Origin of the sequence: Vibrio sp. TRT 29B02, assembly GCF_050113655.1 — a bacterium.
In the GTDB taxonomy this organism is placed as follows: Bacteria; Pseudomonadota; Gammaproteobacteria; order Enterobacterales; family Vibrionaceae; genus Vibrio.
This window is the reverse complement of the sequence record NZ_JBNJOJ010000012.1, coordinates 65,336-82,121: the sequence shown is the minus strand read 5'-3', so window position 1 is coordinate 82,121 and position 16,786 is coordinate 65,336. Positions and strand designations below refer to the sequence as shown.

Below are 16,786 nucleotides of genomic sequence, written 5' to 3'. Positions count from 1 at the left end.
ACCATGGAAATAGGACTCTTACAGGCGTTGATGCTGGGCATCTTAGCCTTCTTTGCTGGCCTAGATTTATTTAACGGCCTCACTCACTTCCACCGTCCGGTAGTACTCGGTCCGCTTGTCGGCCTTATTTTGGGCGACTTGCAAACCGGTATTTTAGTCGGTGGTACGCTAGAACTGATCTGGATGGGGCTCGCTCCTCTGGCCGGTGCTCAGCCACCAAATGTGATTATCGGTACTATCGTTGGTACAGCTTTCGCTATCACCACTAAAGTTGAGCCTAATGTCGCGGTTGGTGTCGCAGTACCTTTTGCTGTTGCCGTACAGATGGGCATCACGCTACTTTTCTCTGCTATGTCAGCAGTCATGTCTAAGTGTGATGAGTACGCTCAGAATGCTGACACTAATGGTATTGAACGTATTAATTACATGGCACTGGCAGTTCTGGGTACCTTCTACTTCTTATGTGCTTTCTTACCCGTGTACCTTGGCGCTGAACACGCAGGAAAAATTGTCGAAGTCCTACCAAAAGATCTCATTGATGGTCTAGGCATCGCGGGGGGCATTATGCCAGCAATTGGCTTTGCAGTTCTGATGAAAATCATGATGAAAAATGCCTATATCCCTTATTTCATCCTAGGGTTTGTTGCCGCTGCGTGGATTGAACTCCCAATTCTCGCTATTGCTGCTGCGGCAACTGCAATGGCTATTATCGACTTTATGCGCAAAACCGAACCAACCCCCGCAACCGTACCAGCTGAGGACTTTGAAGATGGAATCTAATGTAAGTAACGAACTCGACTTCCGTGGTCAAAACGCTGAAGTGCAACCTGCACCAGGAGTGGCACAGGATGAGTATGAAAATAAAGAAATAGGTGCAGAGCTAACGAAGGCAGACATCAACCGTATGGCCTGGCGTTCACTACTGCTCCAAGCGTCCTTTAACTACGAACGTATGCAGGCATCTGGTTGGCTATATGGCCTTCTGCCAGCACTGAAGAAGATCCACACCAACAAAGCTGACCTTTCTAAAGCGATGCAAGGTCATATGGGTTTTTTCAATACTCACCCATTTTTGGTGACGTTTGTTATGGGGATCGTTCTGGCAATGGAACGCTCAAAACAAAACATCAACAGTATCCAAAGCACCAAGATTGCAGTTGGTGCGCCAATGGGAGGCATTGGTGATGCGATGTTCTGGCTAACTCTATTGCCAATTTGTGGCGGTATCGGTGCTGACCTTGCATTACAGGGCTCTATTATGGGCGCCGTGTTCTTTATTGTTCTGTTTAACGTGGTGCACTTTGGTCTTCGTTTTGGTCTAGCACATTATGCGTACCGAATGGGAGTTGCGGCCATCCCTGTCATTAAAGCAAATACCAAAAAGGTAGGGCATGCCGCATCAATGGTCGGGATGACAGTTATCGGTGCTTTAGTTGCTACTTATGTTCGTTTGTCTACAACCGCAGAAATCACAGCGGGTGATGCCGTGGTTAAGTTGCAGGGTGATGTCATCGACAAACTGATGCCTGCATTCTTACCTCTGGTTTACACCTTGACTATGTACGCATTGGTTAAACGCGGCTGGAGTCCACTGAAACTGATTGGCTTGACTGTGTTACTCGGAGTTGCAGGGCGCTTTATGGGCTTCTTGTAAGGCATTTCTAACACAAGATAAAACGGGGCTGAGTGTTCAGCCCCATTAAGGGACGTAAAAATGATTGCAGTAATTTTATCTGGTCACGGTGGTTTCGCTTCGGGGTTAGCAAAAGCGGTATTTCAAGTTATTGGAGATCAATCTCAGTTCAAGTTCATCGACTTCCCAGAAGAAGCTACTACACCACAACTTGAACAAGCAATGCGTGAGGCGATTGAAGAGATTGATTCTGGTGAAGGGATTGTTTTTCTGACGGATTTATTGGGAGGTACGCCATTTCGTACAGCATCACTTCTAAGTCAAGAGCGAGATGATATTGAAGTTGTCACCGGCACTAATATGCAGATGGCGGCGGAAATGCTGCTTGAACGTGATGAGCTAAGTCTGGTTGAGTTTCGCCAGCAAGCAGTTGAGTGTGGATATCGTGGAATAACTTCATTGGCGGCGGAAATGGAACTAAAAGCGTCAATAGCGGATACGGTAGAAGAAGATGGCATCTGAAAGAGACGCGAATATACCGAAGAGCTATCGTGTTCAACGCATATTACATGGTGACCGCTGGCTCAACGATGCCTTAATTACCGTTAATGTTGACGGAGTTATTGACGCTATCGAACCATTTGAACCTCAGCAGCATGTAGATCTTATAGATTTGGGGGAAGTGAGTTTACTCCCAGGCATGATTGATAGTCATGTTCACGGTGCACAGGGCTGCGACGTTATGGATGCTAGCCATGAAAGTCTCAATACTATGTCGCGTTACTTTGCAAGTCTTGGCGTGACAGCCTTCGTTGCAACGACCGTGACGGCGCCAGTGGCAAAAATTCGATGTGCGCTTAAACAAGTGGCTAAAAGTAAGCAGCAGGGCGTTGATGGTGCTGAAATCCTTGGGGCGTATTTAGAAGGTCCATACTTCACCGAGAAAAATCGTGGTGCACACCCTACAGCATGGTTTAGAGACTTATCAGTAGAAGAGCTTGATGACTGGATTTCTTACAGTGATAACCAGTTACTCAAGGTAGCGCTGGCTCCGGAAAAAAGCGGCGCTTTGAAGGCTATCCGTTATCTAAATGAACAAGGTGTACAAGTGATGCTTGGGCACACTGATGCCAGCTACGATCAAGTTCAGCAAGCTCTAGACGCTGGTGCAAGTGGCATCGTCCATTGCTATAACGGTATGCGCGGATTACATCACCGAGATCCTGGTGTTGTTGGCGCAGGTCTTCTTCACCCCAACAGCTACGTAGAGATGATAGCGGACGGACATCATGTTCACCCTGCGGCAATTGATATTGCTCACCACTGTTGTAGTAGTCGTATGATGCTGATTACCGATGCAATGAGTGCCACTGGTATGCCAAATGGTCGCTATACCTTGGGCGAGTATACCGTTGAGATGAACGATGGTGTGGTGACGGTTGATACAGGTAGTTTAGCCGGCAGTACGCTGACTCTTGTGCAAGCAGTAAAAAATATCCAGCAGTGGTTAAGTCTGCCATTAGAACAAGCGTGGCTGATGGCCTCGTTAACACCCGCTAAGTCGTTAGGCTTAGAGCATTTATTTGGCAGCTTAGAAGTGGGTAAACGCGCTTCTATGGTGGCAATTCAATCAGATTTCTCAATTATAAAAACTTGGGTTAACGGACGCATTGTATTCGAAACTGACTCCGTACCAAGTCAGGAGGCTTTATGTATCTAATCTCTTCTCGTGAAATGTTAAAACGTGCCCAACTCGGTGGCTATGCCGTTCCTGCATTCAATATTCATAACTTAGAAACGGTACAGGTCATCGTTGAGACTGCATCAGAGATGGGTTCTCCTGTGATTCTAGCCGGCACGCCTGGCACCTATGATTACGCGGGGACTGACTATTTAATTAGTATCTGCAAAGAAGCCGCACACAAGCACTCGATCCCACTCGTTCTACATCTCGATCACCATGAAGATCTACAGGATATCCGTACTAAGGTCGGCCATGGAATTCGTTCTGTGATGATTGATGGTTCTCATCATGCGTTTGACCAAAACATAGAAATCGTCCGTTCGGTTGTCGAATACTGCAATCGATTTGACGCTAGTGTTGAGGCTGAACTTGGCCGCTTGGGTGGTCAAGAAGATGACCTGATTGTCGATTGCGCTGATGCGCTAATGACCGATCCTGCATCAGCAGCAGAGTTTGTTCGTCGTACAGGAATTGATTCGTTAGCAGTGGCAATTGGGACCGCCCACGGCTTGTACAAAGCAGAACCAAAGCTTGATTTTGACCGTCTGGATAAGATCCGAACCGTGGTTGACATTCCGCTTGTTTTACACGGTGCTTCAGGTGTACCTGATGAGATGGTTCGTCGCTGTATTGATTTAGGTGTGTGCAAAGTCAACGTGGCGACTGAACTGAAAATCGCCTTCTCAAATGCCGTTAAGCAGCATTTTGCTGAACATCCGGATGCGAATGATCCGCGCAAATATATCACTCCAGGTAAAGCTGCGATGAAACAAGTGGTGATGGATAAGATTCATATGTGTGGTAGTGAAGGTAAGCTTTAGCTTTCATCTATTTTGGTAAACTCCCCCCTATAGTGTGTTTACCTGGGTGCTAGGCTTTCTAGCACCCTTTTATCATTTAGTCTTATTCGACACCTACCAATATAGAGAATCGTGCGATTTCCTATTGCATTCCTTTTAAATATTGAGCGTTCGAGGTTGGATGAATCGCTGCGGTCAGCGCAGAGATCTGTGGTTCGCTTATATCGTCTAATAGTTTGAGAAATTTTCCGACCAAATTGAGCTTACTTGTCGCCACCCTAGTTTCAGTCTCAATATCTCGAAGATCGATCAGTACATCTGTGAAAAGATGTGGTAAGTCTGTCAGCACCTGAAGATTGAGTACATTGTGCTCGCTGTAAATCGAATTGTGGCTACCTCTGTGCTTCTGTACCACATAAGGGTTGTCTTTGAGGTTGATGATGGATGTGCGTTTTTCACAGCGCTTGAGGCAACCTTTGTTGACCTTAATCTTGCGGCATCCTTCCGTTTGCTGGAACAGACATTGGCGGCTGGTCAGCAGAGTGTTTGGGTGGTAAATGCTGTAATAGCTGCGCATGTTGTGAGGTCGTTTGATATGACGCATCTGCTTCATATTCAGCTCGTTAGAGATAAAGGCTCCGCTAGCGGCAAACTCTTGCTGTAAACACTTGAAGGAGTAGGAGTTGACGGTGTTCATCTGTGGCCCTGCTACCCAAGGCAATTCTAGGGTTTTGGCAAGCATACCGACGCCGGAGTTATTGGTGATCAACAGTTGCGGCTTGATGGCTTGCAAAAATGCTCCTGCTGCCTGGTAATCATCACCAATTAAAATCGCTGGGAACCAAGGCTTAAGATTTGGATATGCCTGAAACAGCTCGATCATTGTATCGAGTTCTGCGGCTAGTCCCATCGGCATTTGGTAGTACACGTCAATATCTGGGTTGTCACACAGTGCGACTTCTTCGTTCGAAGAGATGAGAACAGATAGCCTTGGCGATGCTGCCAGTGCTTCAGCCTGAACCAAGGGTGGTAAGACGGGAACATCTACCGCTCCTTTTAGGCTACTGCCAGTATTGTCAGTTTGTTCGATGTTGAAGCTCTCAGTGGCGGCTGCGACTTTTTCTATGATGGCTGTTTTATCATCGTACAGTGTTTTTTTAACCTGCTGGACTTCTTCTACGGTCTTACATTGATAAATTTTAGAGAAATGTTTTACAGCGTGATCGCGTGGATTATCGATATACATCGATTTACCGAAATCTCCTTGCAAGAAAGCATTGGAAAAGTCTCGGTTGAACACGGTGTAAAGTTCTCTCGTGTCACTTGAAAGCTCCACACCATCACACAGGCGATCGATTTGCTGACGCCAGTTGTCGACGACCGTATAAACATAATGGGATTTTTTGATCCGTCCTTCGACTTTAAGCGAATACACACCGGCTGCTGCTAAGGCTTCAAGATCGCCAAAGGCCGAGTTGTCTTTCATGTTGAGCGGGTAGTGATGCCCTGTGTTAGTTGGCTGATATTGTTCTCGGCATGGTTGGCTACAGCGGCCACGGTTACCCGATGCTCCGTTACGTGCAGAACTGATGTAGCAAATACCAGAAAACCCGATGCAATAGGAACCGTGGACAAACACTTCCATCATCACATTATGCTGACGACCAAACTGAGCCAAATGACTGATCTCATTGATATTGAGTTCGCGTGAAAGATTGACGCGACTTGCCGTTAGTTGGTTGAGAAATAGGATCTGTCCTTCGTTATGGGTATTCAATTGGGTCGAGGCATGAACATCCAGATCAGGAAAATGATGTTTTAAGATGTAGCCAAGGCCAAGATCCTGAACAATGACGCCATCAATGCTGGTGGTGTTGAGTTGGCTGAGTAAGCGCACGATTGCTGGAATTTCGCTCTCAAGAATTAACACGTTGAGCGTCAGGAAGATTTTGCAGTTGTGCTGATGTGCGAGGCGAAGCACTCCGTTTAAGTTGGCCAATGTTAGATTGGTCGCTCGGTTGCGAGCGTTGAATCGATCAAGCCCACAGTATATCGCATCCGCTCCAGCGGCAATCGCAGCTTTAATAGAGTCAATATCTCCCCCTGGGGCCAACAACTCAAATTGATCGCGTATCACTACTCGCCTCTTAGATAAAATCGAAAATGAGCACGCATTCTACGGGTTTCAGACTCCTGCTGCGGTACTAGTTAACCTTTTATTAATCTGGGTCAAAAACAAATGGTGGCTTTCGCGAGTTTTGAGGATGAATGAATCTATAGAGACCGAGTTGCGTGAGTGAGACCTCTTTTCTGTTGCAATTTATTAGAATTGCTTTAGTGTTATACCTATGTATATCACTAAAGCGTAAATGATAAGGCAGAATTCATGACTGAGTGGAACGAAACACAGCCTATCTTTCGTCAGCTATCCGATCGAATTACCGAGCAGATTTTGCAGGGAGTTTGGTTGGAAGGGCAGGCTTTGCCATCAGTGCGGGCTGTGGCGAGTGATCTTAAGATCAACCACATAACCGTGATGAAAGGCTATCAATTACTCGTGGATGAAGGCCTAGTTGAGAAAAAGCGTGGTCAAGGGATGTTTGTTGCGGTGGGTGCAATAGCACGTCTAAAAGCAGTTCAGAAACATGATTTTATTGAACAACAAATTCCTTCAATCGCAGCAAAACTAACACAGCTAGATATTCCACTGAATGAATTTATTGAACGGTTAACGGTGCACGTTGAGGGTAAACAATGAGTGTATTAATTAGTGCTCGACAGGTAAGCAAAGAATACTCAGGTCGTGTGAAAGGACAAAACGAAGCCATAAAAAATATTAGCTTTGAGTTGAAACCTGGTCAGGTCTTAGGCCTGCTTGGTCATAATGGTGCCGGCAAGTCCACTTTGATCAAAAGTTTACTTGGTGCACATCAATATCGTGGTGATATCGAGGTTCTTGGATTTGAACCGGTGGCGCAGCGTGCCAATGTGATGCAGCATTTATCCTACATATCAGATGTTAATGTGTTGCCTGAGTGGATGACGGTGGAACAACTGCTTCGTTATACCGCCGGTGTTCATCCGAGTTTTGATTTAGCCAAAGCTCAGCAAGTGATCGCTAAGACGGATATTAGACCAAATAGCAAAATCAAAGCGTTGTCGAAAGGGATGAAAGTCCAGTTGCATCTGGCGATCGTCATTTCGACGGACACCAAAGTGTTGATTTTGGATGAACCAACTCTCGGTTTGGATCTTGTTTATCGCGATACTTTTTACCGCCACTTGCTAGAGTGGTTCCATGATGGCGAGCGCGCGCTGATTATTGCCAGTCATGAAGTGTCTGAAATTGAACACCTTCTTACAGATGTGTTGATTCTAAAGCGTGGTGAAGTGGTGTTGCAGGCGTCGATGGAAGAAGTTGCCCAAGGATTCGTAGTTGTTGAAACGAATCACGATCAGAATGAACAAATCGAGTCGTTGAATCCGCTTTCAAGCGAACGAGGTTTAGGCTCTACACGTTGGCTACTGCGTTCAGAACAAGCTGAGCGCTTGCAAGATGTTGACCGGATTTACAATGTAAAACTGGCCGATCTATTTTTAGCGTTGCAAAAGGAGGCGGTGTAATGAACGCGAATGTTTATATGCTAGAAAAAGAGTGGTTGGAGCATAAGGTCATTACCCGTATCCCTGTTGCTTTGCTGATCTGTGGCGTGGTGCTGTTGTTGAGTTTATTGATGAACTCGACTATCCAGAGCAATGTTACCTATGAATTGACCTATCAGAATGATGGTTTTGAGTCGGGTTTCGAACTTGGGAAACAGCTCAGTCACTTAGTTTTGGTTGTTAGTGGATTGCTCTCAATACTGCTTACCTGTCTCTATTTTCCTAAAACGTTGCGTAAGGAGCGTCAGGAGGGCAGTGTGATGTTCTGGCGCAGTATGCCGGTCACCGATTTAAACATGCACGCAGTGAAGTTGGCGTTCGGCCTGCTGGTGGTTCCTGTCATTTGCTCTATGTTGGTTATTGCAGCGGACTTTTTGATGTGGATTATCAACCTAGTGATGTCTGAGCAATTCCCTCTGTTCTTTACTGGTGAATCGTTGTTTTACGTTGGAAGTCATTGGCTAGAGTTTATTGGCCGTATGTGGCTGGTTGGCTTAGCGCTGTTGCCTTTTGCCACCATAGCGATGGCAATTTCGCAAAAGGTCAATTCACCGCTGTTGATTATGCTGATCGCTCTGTATGTGATTAAGCTGTTGGCGAGCAACTTGTTTGCCACGGATCTTGTCAGCCAATTTATTGATGCCATCACAAACTTGCCGCTAGATGTGTTGGTTGAATCTAACCCTATGATCGCATTTGCTAACGCTGGCACACTGAACTTAGCGGTATTCTTTAGCCTAGGCGTGTTAGGATTGCTGGCGAGTTTGAGGCTCAGTCGAACCATCGATTAATAGGGATTGAAAGTAAAAAGGTAGCTGAAAGGCTACCTTTTTATTTGTTGAAACAGGCTATTGCGCATATGAGCCGTGGGCGAGTCAGTTGAAATTGTTCTTTTTAAAGCTGTCCACGTAGGCTTTATCTTCACGCATAATGTGCTGGCTGAGCCAGTTCTTTAAGAAGCTCATCAGTTCATCACCAATGTCATCCCCACGTTCGACTCGCTTTTGGAAATCGAGCACTTGAGCAACCAGTTGGTTGTGCTTTTCGATGTGTTCTTTGGTTTGTGAGTAGTCGATTTGATCGAACAGTACCTCTTCGTATTTAAAATGATTGGCCGTGTAATCAATCAGACCTTGTACGACTCGTTTGATAGAACTTAACCCGTAGTTATGTTTTAGTAAGTGGTATAGCTCATTAATCAAATGCAGTAAGGCTTGATGCTGGCGGTTGATCTCTTCGAGACCAATGTCCAGCTGACTGCTCCATTCCATCAACTTATCTCGCTTAGCTTCCTCTGCGTCTATCTGTCGTTGGTCAGTTGCAAAACGGTGTAGCAGGGAGTCAATCTCACCAGATAGGTTTCTTACGGTAATGCTGGCGAGTAAGGTTTCCTGTGTCGCTCGGACATTGTTGTCTGACTCGTTGGCGATAAGTTGCAAGCACTGCTCAAGATCTTGAGTTTTTTTCGTCTGTTCATCGGAAGAGTGCGCGATATGTTGTCCATATTCACGTACATCATCGATTTGTAGGTTGAGTTCTTTAAACGTGTGTTCTGCCGCAGATGCGATAGCCAGTGAGCGTTCCATGCTGGATTTGTTTTCCTTCATGGTCTGCAAAACATCGTCAGTTTTGGCTTGCAAGTTGTTGATTTTTTGTCTTATTTCTTCGGTCGCTTGTTGGGTTCTCATTGCTAAAGAACGCACTTCATCGGCAACCACGGCAAAGCCACGGCCCTGTTCACCTGCACGGGCACTTTCTATTGCGGCATTTAAGGCGAGTAGATTCGTTTGTTCAGCGATGCTACTGATGGTTTCCATTACCTGACTGATTTGTGCCGTTTCGTGCATCAGGGACTGAAAGTGTTCGTTTGAGTTGTCTATGTGCTGGTTGGCGTTATCGAGAGCCGTCTCCAAGGCAATCATATCTTTGGTGCCTTGATCCGCTTTTGTTTTTGCTTCATTAGCGAGTGACGCTGTTGACTCGCAATAGCTTGATACATTGTGTGTGATTTCAGAGAGCTGTTCGATGATCTGTCGGGCGGTATCGACATCACTCTTTTGACCAACAGCCCCTGCTTTAGAGATCCCAGAGTCTTTTTGCACGGTATCCGCGACGCTGACCAAACGAGCGGTTGACTTACGCAATGCGTGAACGGTGCGAGAGATGTCTTCACCTATCCGGTTAAAGGTGCGTAGGAGTGGCGCGGTGAGATCATCATCGCTAGCAACTCTAACGGTAAGATCCCCTTCTGAAAGATGGCGTGCTGCCTGACTGATTTGCTGCAACATGCCACCCATTGAACGGATAATGTTTAAAACAATGACATGGTAAAGCACCACTAGCAGTAACCAACCCCACTGCTGGAGAAAGAACAGATATCCAGCCAGCGGAAGAATCAAAAGGGTCATTGTGATAGACCACTGTACTGGGGTTAATTGGCTCAATTTGGATGCTAGCGATTTAAACATACCTTCGCCTCTTATAGATTACCGTTGATCACTCCATTAAATTTAGGCGAAAGATTGGGATTCCCCATACTAAATATGCAAATTATTTTAGTGTCACTAAGCAAGCGTAGTTAGAAGGTAAAGGTGGCTTAAATCGAAAGAGTGACCGAGTGGTTATCGCTCTGGATTGCACCCCTGTAGAGGGGGGACTGTGTCGAAACGCGCAGAAAAAAGCGTTTTCCAATTAGGAAAAACCTGATTGATAGAATTTCTCACTGCCTATTCCACAAATCTGGTAATCATTACTTTATTAATAAAATGTAGTGATGTTTTATATGGATTGTTAATTTGAGCGGCGGGCTCTAACGCTGACTCTAAACTTATGAAGTGGGAATAGCTCAGTGAATCAGATGGTTGATCGAGATCTTGACGTCTCTGTTGTCGAATTGGACACACCGCGATCACGTCGTGGCAGTTTCAAGTGGCGCGGTATCGAAGTGCGGCTTGGCCTCGCGTTAGCCATGCTATCGATGACAACTCTATTGCTGGCGCTGTTCAGTTCGACCACCTATGACAGGCTTGAGTTAGCGTTGGTTGACCTAAAAGAGAAAGAGATACCAGCTTTGGAGCAAGCGGCTCGGTTGAATGATATGGTGAGACTTGTGATCACCGACTCTTCGCAACTGGTGGCCGCGGACTCAAATCTTGAACGACGCAAAGCGATGCAACGTGTCGAAGAGAGCATCAATGAAATGGGGCGGGTACTGGCACATTTTCCTGAGTACTACGCTTACTTTAAAGATCTCATCATGCAAGTGAGCAACAGCCTTAGCCTACTGTATCAAAGTGGTGAAGAGTCTCGTGAACTCAATAAAGAGTTACGCCATTTGCTCGAAGGTTTTTATCCCTTGCTTCAACAGGTGAGTGAAGAACTCGATAGCCTTCCTCAACAGCAAAAATCCCGTCTTCAATACAGTCAGCTGAAAGCATTGTTGTTTTATCAGTTGGGTTTGGTAGAAAAACTTTATAACGATGGCAGCTTTAATGAGTTGGATTACACCACTTATCGGCTCGAGCAGTTGGGTCAAGATTGGTTTAGTCTGTGGTTGGCAAGTGGCTTAGCGAGTTCTTTACCTGCGCTGGATGAAAAACTATCGGTTATCTATACTCTCGCGTCTCGTTCAAGTCGTCTGGTTCAGCTAAAGAATCAGGCGCTAGAACATCATTATCAGCAAGAATTTTTACTGGAAAACAGTCGTAAGTATCTTCATCAGCTATCGGTTCAGATAGAACGAAATACCGCGAATGTGAATTTAGAGATTGATTCCTCTATCGCTCATGTCCAACGCTCGCTGGCCTCTAACCGTACCTTTTCTCTGGCTTTGTCACTGTTTAGCCTAATCGCTGCTGCGGGTATTTCTTGGTTCTACGTTCGTAAGAATATTTTGGAACGTTTGCTCAATTTGCGTGATGACATGTTCGCTATTTCAACCGGCCATTTGGATACAAAAATTGAGCTAAAAGGTCATGATGAAATTACCCAAATGGCGAAGTCCCTTCAGGTGTTTCAGGCGACAGCTAAAGTAGTGAAGAAAACCAATCAAAAGCTCGAAGCAGAAGTGGAAGAGCGCCGCGTGGCGGAAGAGAAACTGCGAGTGACTCAAGATGAACTGATTCAGGCAGGAAAACTCGCCGCATTAGGCCAGTTAAGCGTGGGGATTACTCATGAGATCAATCAACCACTGACGGCCATAAGCAGCCATACTCGCAGCGCTCAGAAATGGTTAGAGCAGCAGAGAAGTGATAAAGCGACCCACAACCTGCAAAAAATCGAACAGCTCCTCGGTAAAGTGGCGGCGTTGACGCATCACCTCAAAGCTTTCTCTCGCAAAAGTGATGGAAAAATCTCATCGGTTGAAGTCATGCCGGTTGTCAATGATGCGATTGAACTGTTTACCAACCATCAGGTACCGATAGTGCTCGATTGTGACCTTGCTTCTGATGAGATCGTACGGGCGAATCCGATTCGCTTAGAGCAGGTGTTGGTCAACCTGATCAGTAACGCCATTGATGCGGTAGAAAACAAATCAGAGCCACTGATCTTAGTATCGGTGGCACGCGTTGATAATAACGTGACCATAGCGGTCAAAGACAATGGTAAAGGCATTATCGAAGACGATATTCCGCATATTTTTGACCCATTTTATACCCGTAAAGAGGTTGGCAAGGGCCTAGGTTTAGGTCTGTCTATCGCCTTTAATATCATCAAGGATTTTGGTGGTTCGATACGGGTGCACTCTCAGCCTGAGTTTGGCAGTGAGTTTGTAGTACATCTTAAACAAGGCGAAAAAGCATGACGATGGATAAGCGTATCACCCTGATTGATGACGAGCTGGATGTTGTAGAAGCCGTGGGCGAAATGCTCGAACTTGAAGGTTTCACCGTCACTGGATTTACCGACCCTAAAAGTGGTCTGAAATCACTCTCGCCTGATAGTCGACAGGTGGTTCTGTGCGATGTTCGAATGCCTCAGTTAGATGGATTATCGATGTTAGAAGCGATTCAGAGTCGCTCGCCACATTGCGAAGTCATCCTAATGAGTGGTCATGGGGATATTCCGATGGCCATCGAAGCGATCAAACTCGGCGCGTTCGATTTTATTGAAAAACCACTCCAAAGTGATGAACTGATTGAAAAGCTCAACCTTGCCGCCACACATATTCACAATGCTCCCATAGCTCAAAACACCACGGCGGAGCAACCGATTGAAAACGTGATTATTGGTGTTTCTAGCCAGATGGAGATGATTAGGACGCAAGTTCTCGCATTGGCGCGTACGGGTGTCGATACCATTATCAATGGTGAAACTGGCACGGGGAAAGAGGTTATTGCACGAGCGCTTCACCGCTATTCAGCACGACGAGAAAAGCCCTTTGTTGCAATTAACTGTGGCGGCATGACCGAAAGCATCATAGAGAGCGAACTATTTGGTCATGAGGCGGGCTCGTTTACTAGCGCCAACAAAAAGCGGATTGGTAAAATCGAGCAGGCGCATGGTGGCACACTGTTTTTAGATGAAATTGAAAGCATGCCAATCTCAGTGCAAATTAAGTTATTGCGTGTCATTCAGGAGCGGGTGATTGAGCGGGTTGGCGGCAATACATTGATTCCGGTCGATATCACGATTGTGGCGGCAAGCAAGGCGGATTTGGCGGAGCTGAGTCAGCGTGGTGAGTTTAGAGCGGATCTGTTTTATCGACTCAATATTGCCAGTCTGAATCTCCCACCTCTTCGTCAGCGTAAGGAAGATATTCAGTCCTTGTTTCGTCATTTTGTCGTTCAGGCCAGTCAAAAATATAAGACTCGCGCATCGACACTTTACGCCGAACAAATCCAACAACTGTGTCGACATGATTGGCCAGGCAATGTGCGAGAGTTAAGAAATGTGGCTGACCGTTTTGTGCTTGGGATCGTTGGCGAAGGTTTTGATCTTCAAGCGCCTTCAACCTTGAGTAGTGATGGCTTTGCGTTTGAGCAGCAGATGGAACAGTACGAGCGTAACGTTCTTACCGAAGCGTTGATTGAAATGGCGGGCAACATCAACGAGGTGTCATTGCGCTTAAATCTGCCAAGAAAAACCCTTTATCGTAAGATGAAAAAACACCAACTGGACAAAGAGAGTTTTAAAGCAAGTCGCCAGATTTAGGGACAAGACATAATTGACCCATCATAGAAGCTTAATAAAAACGTTATACTTATCTGATTGAATTGCAAGCGAAAAGTTTTTGGCACGCTGCGTGCAAAATGGATGGTCGTTCTGGTTAGAAGTCAGGGAGTTAGTCGTATGTTACGACGGAGACTTTTCCCAGTCCGGAACACCATAAATAACAAACAACTATTTGCTGCAAGGAGAATCAACAGATGAAGCAAATCTTAACCAGTAGTATCGCCCTATTGCTAGGTGTTAGCTCAATGGCGATGGCTGCAAACGAGCCAGCGCAGGTTGGGCCACGCCCGCTATACCTCGTCAGTGATATGGAAGAGGGACCTCTGAAAACTAAGTTGGAAAGCTGTCAGACCGGCCCATTTTATCGTAGCGACTTCTCTATCGGCCACCGTGGAGCAGCAATGCAGTTTCCAGAGCACACCAAAGAGTCTTACTTGGCTGCGATCGCAATGGGTGCTGGGGTGTTAGAGTGTGATGTGACCTTTACCAAAGATAAACAGTTGGTCTGTCGTCACTCGCAAAGTGATTTGCATACTACAACCGATGTACTTGCTCATCCTGAACTTGCTAAGAAGTGTACGGTACCATTTAAACCTGCTAATCCAGCCACAGGTGAAGATGCACAGGTAGAATGTCGTACGTCAGATTTCACGTTAGCGGAGTTTAAGACTCTTAAAGGCAAAATGGATGGGGCGAATCCAAAAGCGACAACGGTTGAAGAGTACATGAACGGGACTCCAGGCTGGCGTACAGACCTCTATTCGCAAACAGGGACTTTGATGACCCATGCCGAGAGTGCTGCACTGTTTAAAAAATATGGTGTTAAGGTGACTCCTGAATTGAAGTCAGCTGCCGTGAAGATGCCTTTCCAAGGCTTTAGTCAGGAAATGTATGCTCAGAAGTTGATCGATGAGCTTAAACAAGCGGGCTTCTCTCCTGACGAAGCTTATGTTCAGTCATTCAATCTTGATGATGTTAAATACTGGATCAAAAATGAGGCTAAGTTTGGTAAGCAAGCTGTCTACCTTGATGACCGTATGTACGAAAAAGAGGGTTTTGCTGCTTCGTTGGAAAACATGAAAGAGCTCTCTGATCAAGGTGTTCAAATTATTGCTCCGCCTTTGTATGCCTTGATTCAACTTGATGAGAATAACAATATTGTCCAGTCTGACTATGCCAAGCTAGCGAAGCAAGCGGATCTCGACATCATTGCTTGGACACTAGAGCGTTCAGGTCCGTTGGCGCAAGGCGGTGGCTGGTACTATCAATCCGTCACAGACCAGATCAAGCGTGATGGCGATATGATGAAAGTACTCGATGTCTTAGCGAAGGACGTCGGTGTGCTTGGTGTATTTAGTGACTGGCCATCGACGGTGACCTATTACGCGAACTGTATGGATATCTAAGTTTTCGTTGCTATCTACCGTTAAAAAAAAGGGTCAAATGACCCTTTTTTTTCGCTTCGATTTGGCTGGGACAGAAATGACCCAAACATCTTAAAATTAATTGGACACAAATGACCCAAACTAAAAATGGTTAAATTGGTGTCATGTTAAGTTATTGATATTTAAAATTAAAATAGTTGGCATAACCCCTGCTATAGGAGAGGTGAACATCAACAATAACGTGAATGTAAGGTTCTAATATGAAAAACAGTGTAAAAGGATTGTTAATCGCTGGTTCTTTGCTGCTGCCATCAATGGCGATGGCAAGTGAGTGTACTTATCGTGGGGTACTGGATGATAGATACTGTGATGAAAATAAAGACTTAGTGGCTGACGCGCCCAAAGATGCGAGTGAGTGGATTGATCCAAGTACACTCGTATTTACCTACACTCCCGTTGAGGACCCTGCTCTGTACAAGGATGCATTTGCAGATTTTCAGGCGCACCTAAGCAAAATTACCGGTAAAAAAGTCATCTATTACACCGTTCACTCTAACTCAGCTCAGGTTGAGGCGATGCGTTCAGGTCGTCTTCATGTTGCTGGTTTCTCAACGGGTCCAACGGGCTACGCTGTTAACCTTGCGGGTTACGTACCGATCGCTGTTAAAGGTGATGAGTCAGGTTTCCAAGGTTACAACCTAATTACCATCGTCCGTAAAGACAGTGGCATCAATGAAATGGCGGATCTGAAAGGTAAGAAAGTCGCGCATACGTCAGCGTCTTCCAACTCTGGTAACCTTGCTCCGCGCGCTCTATTCCCAGCTCAAGGCCTCGTACCGGATCAAGATTACAAAGTGCTTTACTCTGGTAAGCATGACCAATCTATCCTAGGTGTTTACAACGGTGACTACGATGCTGCCCCAGTTGCTTCAGATGTGTATGACCGTATGGTTGCAGCTGGCCGTGTTGATGCCTCTGAGCTAAAAATTATCTACCGTAGCCCACGTTTCCCAACTTCTGCATTTGGCTACGCATACAACCTGAAACCAGAGCTTGTAGAGAAGATCAACGAAGCCTTCTTCAGCTACCGCTTTACCAAAGAGATGAGCGATGCGTTTAAAGGCGCTGACCGTTTCTCACCAATTACTTACCAAGAAGATTGGTCAGTTATCCGTGATATTGCCCACGCGACAGGTACCGCTTACACCAAAGCCGGTCTGAAAAAACTGGCTGAAAAAGATGCAGCTAAGCGAGCTAAGAAGAAAGCGGAAGAGTTAGCAAAGCAAGCTAAGACGCAATAATCCTTTAACAAACCCATCATTCTAAATAAATGTACGGTGTCCTCGTGTGTAGGGCACAGGGCACCGTACACCCATAAGAAAACAAG

14 protein-coding genes are annotated in these 16,786 nt (G+C 45.8%); 12 read left to right on the top strand and 2 right to left on the bottom strand.

Annotated elements, in window-relative coordinates; genetic code table 11:
• The first annotated feature begins 3 nt into the window (after positions 1–3).
• Genes agaW through ACQEXT_RS09535 form a run of 5 tightly spaced genes read left to right on the top strand, consistent with a single transcriptional unit; the run spans position 4 to position 4,198 of the window.
• The gene (agaW, locus tag ACQEXT_RS09555; RefSeq protein WP_426951787.1) at positions 4–780 is read left to right on the top strand and encodes a PTS N-acetylgalactosamine transporter subunit IIC; all 777 of its coding nucleotides are present in this window, start codon (positions 4–6) and stop codon (positions 778–780) included.
• Positions 770–1,654 (top strand): PTS N-acetylgalactosamine transporter subunit IID, encoded by an 885-nt coding sequence (gene agaE / locus ACQEXT_RS09550; protein ID WP_269375351.1) that lies wholly within the window; start codon positions 770–772, stop codon positions 1,652–1,654. The genes agaW and agaE overlap by 11 nt, the downstream gene beginning before the upstream one ends.
• Before the next feature lie 60 nt (positions 1,655–1,714).
• Positions 1,715–2,155 carry a PTS galactosamine/N-acetylgalactosamine transporter subunit IIA gene (gene agaF, locus ACQEXT_RS09545; protein WP_426951786.1) on the top strand — a complete coding sequence of 147 codons (441 nt, stop codon included), beginning with the start codon at positions 1,715–1,717 and terminating at the stop codon, positions 2,153–2,155.
• Positions 2,145–3,353 carry an N-acetylglucosamine-6-phosphate deacetylase gene (nagA, locus tag ACQEXT_RS09540; protein WP_426951784.1) on the top strand — a complete coding sequence of 403 codons (1,209 nt, stop codon included), beginning with the start codon at positions 2,145–2,147 and terminating at the stop codon, positions 3,351–3,353. The genes agaF and nagA overlap by 11 nt, the downstream gene beginning before the upstream one ends.
• A complete protein-coding gene (locus ACQEXT_RS09535) occupies positions 3,344–4,198 on the top strand; it encodes a tagatose bisphosphate family class II aldolase (RefSeq protein WP_426951782.1) in 855 nt (284 codons plus the stop codon). The genes nagA and ACQEXT_RS09535 overlap by 10 nt, the downstream gene beginning before the upstream one ends.
• A gap of 121 nt (positions 4,199–4,319) precedes the next feature.
• Here the strand turns inward: ACQEXT_RS09535 and ACQEXT_RS09530 are convergent, their stop codons facing one another.
• Positions 4,320–6,314 carry a U32 family peptidase gene (locus tag ACQEXT_RS09530; protein WP_426951780.1) on the bottom strand — a complete coding sequence of 665 codons (1,995 nt, stop codon included), beginning with the start codon at positions 6,312–6,314 and terminating at the stop codon, positions 4,320–4,322.
• A gap of 249 nt (positions 6,315–6,563) precedes the next feature.
• Between ACQEXT_RS09530 and ACQEXT_RS09525 the strand changes: the two genes are divergently transcribed.
• The 3 genes from ACQEXT_RS09525 to ACQEXT_RS09515 are packed head-to-tail and all read left to right on the top strand — an operon-like array spanning position 6,564 to position 8,631.
• Positions 6,564–6,935 (top strand): GntR family transcriptional regulator, encoded by a 372-nt coding sequence (locus ACQEXT_RS09525; protein ID WP_138971274.1) that lies wholly within the window; start codon positions 6,564–6,566, stop codon positions 6,933–6,935.
• Positions 6,932–7,801, top strand: coding sequence for an ABC transporter ATP-binding protein (locus ACQEXT_RS09520; RefSeq protein WP_426951778.1), 870 nt, complete (start codon positions 6,932–6,934; stop codon positions 7,799–7,801). The genes ACQEXT_RS09525 and ACQEXT_RS09520 overlap by 4 nt, the downstream gene beginning before the upstream one ends.
• Complete coding sequence (locus tag ACQEXT_RS09515) at positions 7,801–8,631, top strand: hypothetical protein (RefSeq protein ID WP_331428118.1); 831 nt, start codon at positions 7,801–7,803, stop codon at positions 8,629–8,631. Before ACQEXT_RS09520 ends, ACQEXT_RS09515 begins: the two co-directional genes overlap by 1 nt.
• An 84-nt stretch (positions 8,632–8,715) precedes the next feature.
• Here ACQEXT_RS09515 and ACQEXT_RS09510 read toward each other — a convergent pair whose 3' ends face one another.
• The gene (locus tag ACQEXT_RS09510; RefSeq protein ID WP_426951777.1) at positions 8,716–10,308 is read right to left on the bottom strand and encodes a bacteriohemerythrin; all 1,593 of its coding nucleotides are present in this window, start codon (positions 10,306–10,308) and stop codon (positions 8,716–8,718) included.
• A gap of 389 nt (positions 10,309–10,697) precedes the next feature.
• On the opposite strand from ACQEXT_RS09510, the gene ACQEXT_RS09505 reads away from it, so the two are divergent.
• The 4 genes from ACQEXT_RS09505 to phnD all read left to right on the top strand — a co-directional run bounded on the left by ACQEXT_RS09505 (position 10,698) and on the right by phnD (position 16,700).
• Positions 10,698–12,644, top strand: coding sequence for an ATP-binding protein (locus ACQEXT_RS09505; RefSeq protein WP_426951820.1), 1,947 nt, complete (start codon positions 10,698–10,700; stop codon positions 12,642–12,644).
• Positions 12,641–13,993 carry a sigma-54-dependent transcriptional regulator gene (locus tag ACQEXT_RS09500; RefSeq protein WP_138971269.1) on the top strand — a complete coding sequence of 451 codons (1,353 nt, stop codon included), beginning with the start codon at positions 12,641–12,643 and terminating at the stop codon, positions 13,991–13,993. Before ACQEXT_RS09505 ends, ACQEXT_RS09500 begins: the two co-directional genes overlap by 4 nt.
• 215 nt (positions 13,994–14,208) lie before the next feature.
• Positions 14,209–15,420, top strand: a complete 1,212-nt coding sequence (locus ACQEXT_RS09495; protein ID WP_426951776.1) for a glycerophosphodiester phosphodiesterase family protein — start codon at positions 14,209–14,211, stop codon at positions 15,418–15,420.
• A gap of 239 nt (positions 15,421–15,659) precedes the next feature.
• Positions 15,660–16,700 (top strand): phosphate/phosphite/phosphonate ABC transporter substrate-binding protein, encoded by a 1,041-nt coding sequence (gene phnD, locus ACQEXT_RS09490; RefSeq protein WP_269375362.1) that lies wholly within the window; start codon positions 15,660–15,662, stop codon positions 16,698–16,700.
• Positions 16,701–16,786 lie beyond the last annotated feature (86 nt).